Origin of the sequence: Bradyrhizobium sp. 142, from assembly GCF_023074015.1 — a bacterium.
Lineage (GTDB): Bacteria > Pseudomonadota > Alphaproteobacteria > Rhizobiales > Xanthobacteraceae > Bradyrhizobium.
In genome coordinates this window covers 1-7,007 of the sequence record NZ_JADPKQ010000204.1, presented here as the reverse complement: position 1 = coordinate 7,007, position 7,007 = coordinate 1, and the positions used below count along the sequence as shown (strand labels likewise).

Genomic DNA, 7,007 nt, shown 5'->3' with positions numbered 1-7,007 from the left:
ACTAACCCGGCGGCAGTATCCGTGGCATGACCATCTCGGCGGAACCGTCCACGCCTTCCGGCTCCGCTCCACCTCCACAACGAAGGCGACAGATCACGAGCTGCAAAAGTACGACATCTTCACCCGCTACGGACATAAACCGGCGACCGACACGGAGAAGGCCGAGATCAGCCGCTCGCAGGGCCGCAACGATCAGATCGTGATGGCGCTATTGGAATTGCGCGGCAGTCCGGCAACTCCGGCGAACGTCGCCGCTGCTCTTGAGAAGTTCAACTCGGTCTATGTCGAGGAGTTCGGCCGCGAGCCCAAGCTGGTGAAGGACGGTGCGGTCAGCGGCAAGTACGAACATGACATGAACACCTATTACGCGGCCACGCAGCGCGGCCTCGGCACCATCATCGAGGTCCGCGACGCCTTCTACGACAACGCCGAGCAGATCCTCGGCAGTGTTTCCTCCGCTGCGCGCACCAGCTTTATCATCGCACTTCTCGGCCTCGTTGCCATGCTGATCGCGAGCGTCGGTCTTGTGGCGACGGTGCGCCGCCGGGTCTGCACGCCCATCGTCGACCTGACCGCGCGGATGTCGCGGCTTGCCGAGGGTAACGTTGCCGAGGAGATCCCCGGCGCCGCGCGCGCCGACGAGATCGGGGCGATGGCCACCGCCGTGCAGGTGTTCAAGGACAACATGATCCGGGCCGAGCGGCTCGCGGCCGAGAAGCAGGCGGAGAACGACGGCAAGATGCGCCGCGCGCAGGCGCTCGACCAGCTCACCAGCGCGTTCGAGGCCAAGGTCACCGAGCTCGTCGGCGGCCTCTCCCAGGCCTCCACCGCGATGGAGAGCACGGCGCAGTCGATGACCTCGACCGCGGCCCAGACCAACAGCCAGGCGGCGGTCGTCGCGGCCGCCTCCGAGCAGACCTCGACCAATGTGCAGACGGTCGCGAGCGCGACCGAGGAGCTGACCTCCTCGATCGCGGAGATCGGCCGCCAGGTCGCACAAAGCGCCGAGATTGCGGCCCGCGCCGTCGACAACGCCCGCCGCACCGGCGACACCGCGCGGGCGCTCGCCGAGGGCGCCCAGAAGATCGGCGACGTCGTCACGCTGATCCAGAGCATCGCCGAGCAGACCAACCTGCTGGCACTCAACGCGACCATCGAGGCCGCCCGCGCCGGCGACGCCGGCCGCGGCTTCGCCGTGGTCGCCTCGGAGGTGAAGTCCCTGGCCGGCCAGACCGCCAAAGCCACGACTGAAATCTCCGAGCAGATCGCGGCGATCCAGACCGCGAGCGACGAGACCGTGAGCGCGATCCGCAACGTCGCCGACGTCATCGGCGAGATCGATCAGATCGGCACGGTGATCGCGGCGGCAATCGAGGAACAGGGCTCGGCGACCAAGGAGATCGCCCGCAGCGTCCAGGAGGCCGCCCGCGGCACCCAGGAGGTCAACACCAACATCACCGGCGTGCAGAGCGCTGCCGACCACACGGGCGCGGCCGCCAGGGAGGTGCTGGGCGCAGCCGAGCAGCTCTCGAGCCAGTCGCGCGACCTTGCCGGACAGTTCGACCGTTTCCTCAGCGAGGTCAGGGCCGCCTGAGCGGGCTCAGTAAGGCGGCACCTTGCGCACGCGCTGCGCCTTGGCTGCCTCGATCCACCACAGCAGGTCGTCGGCGAACCGAGGAAACGACCGTTCCAGCGCCTTGCCGCCCTCGCCGATCGGCTCGCTCTCGGCCGACAGCGTCTGCGCGATCGGGCCGACGCCGATGGTGCTCGACACCACCACCATACCCATCTCCGACAGCGTGCCGTGCCAGGCGGTCGCAGCACGCGCGCCGGACAGGCGGCCGGCGGAATAGCTGGCGATCGCGACCGGACGCCAGAACCACTCTTCCAGGAAATGGTCGGTGAGATTCTTCAATCCGGGCTGAATACCCCAATTATACTCGCCGGTGACGAAGACGAAACCGTCGGCACCGCGGATCTGCCCCGCCAGTTTCTCGAGCGCCTCCGGCGCAGTGCCCTTGGGATATTCCTTGTACATGCGGTCGAGCATCGGCAGGCCGATCGCCTTGGCGTCGATGAATTCGACGTCCTCGCCGCGGCTTCGGAGTCCGTTGATGACAAAATTCGCAAGGCGAATGCCCATGCGGTCGGAACGATAGGATCCGTAGAGGACGAGAATGCGGTTGCTCATGGCCGCCATGGTAGCATGAAACCGACGGCCGACCCCAATCCATTTGTCGCGCTACGCCCTTCGCCCGCGCTCCAGCGTTTGCGATGGCGTCTCGCCAAACTGATCGCGATAGCTCCTGGAGAAATCGCTGAGATGCCAGAATCCGAACGTTAGCGCCACCGCCTTGACGCTGTCAGCTCCGGCCAGCAGCCGCTGGCGCACCAGCCACAGCCGGCGCAGGCGCAGATAGCGATGCAGGCTCATGCCGCGATCACGGCGGACGACGTCATGCATGGTACGGACGGACAGGCCGAGCTTGCGCGCGATCTCCTCGCTGTAGAGGGGCCGCGAAAGGTCGTCGGAGAGAAGCGCGCGGATTTCCTGAAAGATCTTGAAGCTCCGCCCATCATTCGGGCGCAAGGTCCATCGCGCGGGAACGATGCTCTCGAACGCGTTGTCCACGGCGCCAAGCAGGGTTTCCTTCATTGCCGCGGCCTTCAACGCCATGTCTGAGGCCTCAACGGGCTCTGAGGCCGCGACCAACACCTCCCGAACTACGCCGCGCAGCCGGTCCAAGCCAGCGGCGGTTGTTTCGAAAATCTTGAAGCTCAAGTGCTCTTGTGGCCAGCCGCGATCTGCCACCTCTGGCCTGAACACCACCGAGGCAATTTGCCGCTGCACCTCCTCGACGACGGTGTAAGCCGCGCCGCCGCTGCCAATGACGAGGACGGGTCGCGCATGCTGTGCGCCATTGAAGTGAACAGGCACATCGAGGCCGTCCATCGTGAATCCGATCGCAGTGCAATTCTCGATGAGCTGTGCATCGACGATCCGCGGAAACGCCCGCGTCAAATTCACGTCGCAGCCGGGCAGCGACAGAATGATTTGCTCAGTCGAAATCCTTTGTACGAAAGGCGTGAACTCGAAGTTCAGGCCTCGTATGGCATTTCGAAATTCATCGACGTCGGAAAAGCGAAATATCTTTGGCGCCAACGCTGGCGCATCATCAATGTTGCTCATGACCAATGAAAAACTGCGCAGGAAATGACGCGTGTCCGGCGATGGCGCCCGTCTGAATTCCCCTATTCGGTTCGCTCCCTCAGACCAATGGAATCATCCTAGCCTGACTCGATGAGTTGGCGAGAGTCCCGGTCAAAGAACAACCAGAAGCTTTGTATCTGCCAAATTTCGATAACGTTTCTGGTCGAATAGCGGTGCAGCGATACCTGGACGATCCGATGCATAAATTCCAAATTAACGACCGTAAGGCGCAATGATGGTCGTTGATCGTCCAATTATTTTGTTCAGGCTCCTGCCATGATGGCACATTCGCCTGCTGATATTCTCGTCGAATTGGAAGACGCGGTCGCAACCAGTCCACCGGAGCGCTGCGCGCGCATCCTTGCTGGGATCGTCCGCTTGCTCGCTACTGGCCGGGACCGGCCGCAGGACCTGCTCGTCAATGTCGTCGATGACGTCCTGCTGCGCCTGAGTGGACGCGTTGCTTCGAGCGCGCTGGTCCATCTGAGCAAGGTGCTCGCGGAGCTGAACGTGGCCCCGCTGCAGACATTGCGTCGTCTGGCTTCACACGAAGATCCGGAGGTGGCGTGTCCACTGCTGGCGAAATCGCTGGCATTGTCCACGATCGATCTTGAGACGATCGCTGCCTCGGGCAGCCAACTGCAGCAACTCGCGATCGCCGCCCGCGACAGCATCGAGCCGACGCTGACTGAGGCGCTGATCAGGCGCGGCGGTCGCGCCGTCTGCCTTGCGCTGATCAGCAATCCCGGGGCCGGTTTCTCCGAGCCGGCGTATTGCGCACTGATCGCCAAGGCTGGGCAGGATGAGGAGATCAGGAAGGCGTTGGCGCTCCGGCCTGATACGCCCGACCTGGTCGTACGGAAGCTGTTGTCAGTCTCTCCCGGTCAGACCGGCCCCGGGAAGCCCAGCGCCTCGTCGATACCGCCGCAGCACCACGCCACATCAGGCACGGTCTCGGTCCCGGCAGCGCCGAAGCCGCCCGGCTCGGCGGACTATGCAAGCGCGAGACCGGAGATCGTCGCCCTCAACCGGATCGGCAAGCTCAACGACTCCACGGTGAACCGCTTTGCGATCCGCGGCGAGATAGCCAACCTGTTCACGTCGCTGTCGGTTCTTTCAGGAGCGCCGCTCGACATCGTCGAGCACGTCATGACTGACGAGGATTGCGAGGGGCTGGTGATGGCCTGCCGTGCTTCTCGGCTGAACTGGCAAACCACGCTGGCCATCCTGAACAACCGCAGCGGGATGAGGCTCTCCTTTGCCGAACGCGAACGCGCGCAACGGATCTTCGAGACGCTGCTTCTGTCGACCAGCCAGTGGACGGTGCGATGGGGAGAAATCGCCGCGAATGTGAAGACAAGCGATCGCGGGAGTCGCAGAATGGGGGCTAACCGATGAAGCTCGATGGTCGCAAGGCGCCTCGCGTGCGGATGGACCACAAGCAGCCCGTCAACCTGATGGGTTCCGACGGCACGTGGCGGCGCAGCTGCGTCCTTCTCGACATTTCGCAGACAGGCGCAAAGCTCGAGGGCACACTCGACGTTCTCCGGGCCAAGGAATTCTTCATGCTGCTGTCATCCGATCCAGACCAATTCGCAGCGTCGGTAGGCCAGCCCCGTCGACGGAACCGTGGCCGGCGTGCACTTCGTCAGCGCGGACGGCAAGAAGAAGCCGGCCAGCGTACCGACCGCACAAAACTCCGCTCAGAACAAATAGGCTCGAAAATTCATCAAGCTCATTGAACTCCAGCAAAGTCCAGGTCTGCCGTGCAGGATGCGCGAACTATCCCCCGCCCCATCATAGGCCGCGATGGCAGGCGAGAGACGGACGCGGCACGCGCATTCGTGCACGTGCTGGCCGATTCCTCCGAAAAATTGTCCGGCGTTTGCTCGATTCTCGAGCGGAATTTCGCCATCGCGGGCGAGCGGCTCGATGCGGAAGCCAAGCTGTCGCAAGTACCTTTCGCCGTGGTCATCCGCGCAGACCTGCGAGACGTCGACAACATCGCAGCCATCAAAAAGAGGGCCGCCAAACTGGCGAAAGCCCAAAAGCGCATCTTCCTTGTCGAGTACGCCTCTCACGTCAGCATCTCGCAAGCCTACGCGCTCGGCGCCACGCTCGTCCTTCCCGGGAGGGTCGACCGGATAAAGCTGCTGGCGGCGCTGACCGATCCAGCCGCGCTGGCAACGGCGGCGCCGAGCGACAGGCAGCAACCCGACAACGCCGTCGAAACCGCGGCAACGGCCATCGCGTCGATGTTCACCGCCGTCACGCTCGGCGAGCCCCTCGACGTTGACGGTACGACAGAGGCCGGCCGCAAGATCGCCGATCATATCATCGAGCGCGGTCTGTCCGAATGGCTCGCCACGGTCCGGCGCCACCACGAGGGAACCTACCAGCATTGCCTGCTCGTAACCGGCTTGGCAATCGACTTCGGATTAAGCCTCGGCGTCGGGCGAAGCGATCTCGAGCGGAGGCGGCCATGTTCCACGACATCGGCAAGGCGCAAATCCCGCTTGCGGTTCTGGACAAGCCCGGCCGCCTGGACCCCCGTGAGCGTGCCATTGTCGAGACGCATCCAACGGCTGGCTACGATTTCCTGAGGGACAACGAAAAGATATCTCCCGAGATTCTCGATGCCGTTCGGCATCACCACGAATATCTCGACGGGAGCGGGTATCCGGACGCGATCAGCGGCGAGGCAATCAATGACATCGTGCGCATTCTCACGATATCGGACATTTTTGCCGCGCTGATCGAGCACCGGCACTACAAGCCGACGATGCCTCGGCCGGAGGCCTATAACATTCTCTGCGGAATGACCGGAAAGCTGGAAAAGGCGCTTGTAATCGCCTTCAAGCAGGTTGCACTCACAAGGTGAGCGCACGAAATCCGGATCGCGACCGGCCTAATGCGCCGCGCGATGTCCGGCGCGTGGTCGGACCGACCGGCACGCCAGCCCTTCCGCCAGATGCTTCATGTCCTCGCGTTTGCCGCTGCGGATCAGCTGGCCGAATTCTTCGGCTGTGAAAGGAAGACTTGGATCATCATCGATCGGGCGCCGCATTCGCGGACCGAAGAACCGTCGAACCAGGCTAGCCAGCCGCCGCATGTCAATTCCCTCGCGCCAGCAACAAACCCTTTAGCTCCGATATTGTTCCTCCCGCTCCACCGAGATTGCAAGAGCCGGCAACGAGTCCACACCAAAAATTTTCCGCGCGAGAAAAATTTCCTCCGCAACCTGCGTCACTCGGCAAATCCGACGAACCGCACGAACTCGTCGTTGTGCTCGCGATCCGAACGAACGGCGTTCGCGGCAAACGTCTCGTCGGGATAGCCCATCGCGACGCAGATCATGATGACTTCGTCCTCCGGAATCCTCGCGACCTCGCGCTTTGCACTCTCGATGATCGCCTCGATCACCGAGCGCTGCACCGGCTCGTTCCTGAAACCGCGCACGCTGCGGCGCGACTGAACCAGCGTTTCGAATTCCACGTTCTCAATCCCCCCTTGCGACTTTCCATCCGGCGACGTTGCGACCGGCCGCCCCGGTGTCCGTAGCGGGTGAAGATGTCGTACTTTTGCAGCTCGTGATCTGTCGCCTTCGTTGTGGAGGTGGAGCGGAGCCGGAAGGCGTGGACGGTTCCGCCGAGATGGTCATGCCACGGATACTGCCGCCGGGTTAGTCCTCCTTGTTGGTTTCTTTGTTCGACTTGAAGCCCGTTTCTCCGCCCCGACCCGCGCTATCTCGACGGCGGCGCGCGCAGGAGCGGTCAAGGACGCGCGCTTGCGCGCC

General features: G+C 63.3%; 5 protein-coding genes and 2 pseudogenes. 4 read left to right on the top strand and 3 right to left on the bottom strand.

Features of this window, described 5'->3' with window-relative positions:
- A partial coding sequence (locus IVA82_RS18815) for a HAMP domain-containing methyl-accepting chemotaxis protein (RefSeq protein WP_247493448.1) occupies window positions 1-1,594 on the top strand: 1,594 nt, incomplete at its 5' end.
- A 6-nt stretch (window positions 1,595-1,600) separates the two neighbouring features.
- On the opposite strand, the gene IVA82_RS18810 is transcribed toward IVA82_RS18815, so the two are convergent.
- Window positions 1,601-2,191, bottom strand: a complete 591-nt coding sequence (locus tag IVA82_RS18810; protein WP_247386163.1) for an NADPH-dependent FMN reductase — start codon at window positions 2,189-2,191, stop codon at window positions 1,601-1,603.
- A 51-nt stretch (window positions 2,192-2,242) separates the two neighbouring features.
- The gene (locus IVA82_RS18805) at window positions 2,243-3,190 is read right to left on the bottom strand and encodes an AraC family transcriptional regulator (protein WP_247386161.1); all 948 of its coding nucleotides are present in this window, start codon (window positions 3,188-3,190) and stop codon (window positions 2,243-2,245) included.
- Window positions 3,191-3,487: 297 nt separating this feature from the next.
- Between IVA82_RS18805 and IVA82_RS18800 the strand changes: the two genes are divergently transcribed.
- From IVA82_RS18800 to IVA82_RS18790, 3 genes and pseudogenes are all read left to right on the top strand, one after another.
- The gene (locus IVA82_RS18800; RefSeq protein WP_247386152.1) at window positions 3,488-4,609 is read left to right on the top strand and encodes a DUF2336 domain-containing protein; all 1,122 of its coding nucleotides are present in this window, start codon (window positions 3,488-3,490) and stop codon (window positions 4,607-4,609) included.
- A pseudogene (locus tag IVA82_RS18795) lies at window positions 4,606-4,927 on the top strand (PilZ domain-containing protein). The gene IVA82_RS18800 and the pseudogene IVA82_RS18795 overlap by 4 nt, the downstream one beginning before the upstream one ends.
- A gap of 50 nt (window positions 4,928-4,977) precedes the next feature.
- Window positions 4,978-6,092, top strand: a pseudogene (locus tag IVA82_RS18790) (HD domain-containing phosphohydrolase).
- Window positions 6,093-6,457: 365 nt separating this feature from the next.
- Here the strand turns inward: IVA82_RS18790 and IVA82_RS18785 are convergent.
- Window positions 6,458-6,706 carry a hypothetical protein gene (locus tag IVA82_RS18785; protein WP_247386150.1) on the bottom strand — a complete coding sequence of 83 codons (249 nt, stop codon included), beginning with the start codon at window positions 6,704-6,706 and terminating at the stop codon, window positions 6,458-6,460.
- Window positions 6,707-7,007: the final 301 nt, after the last annotated feature.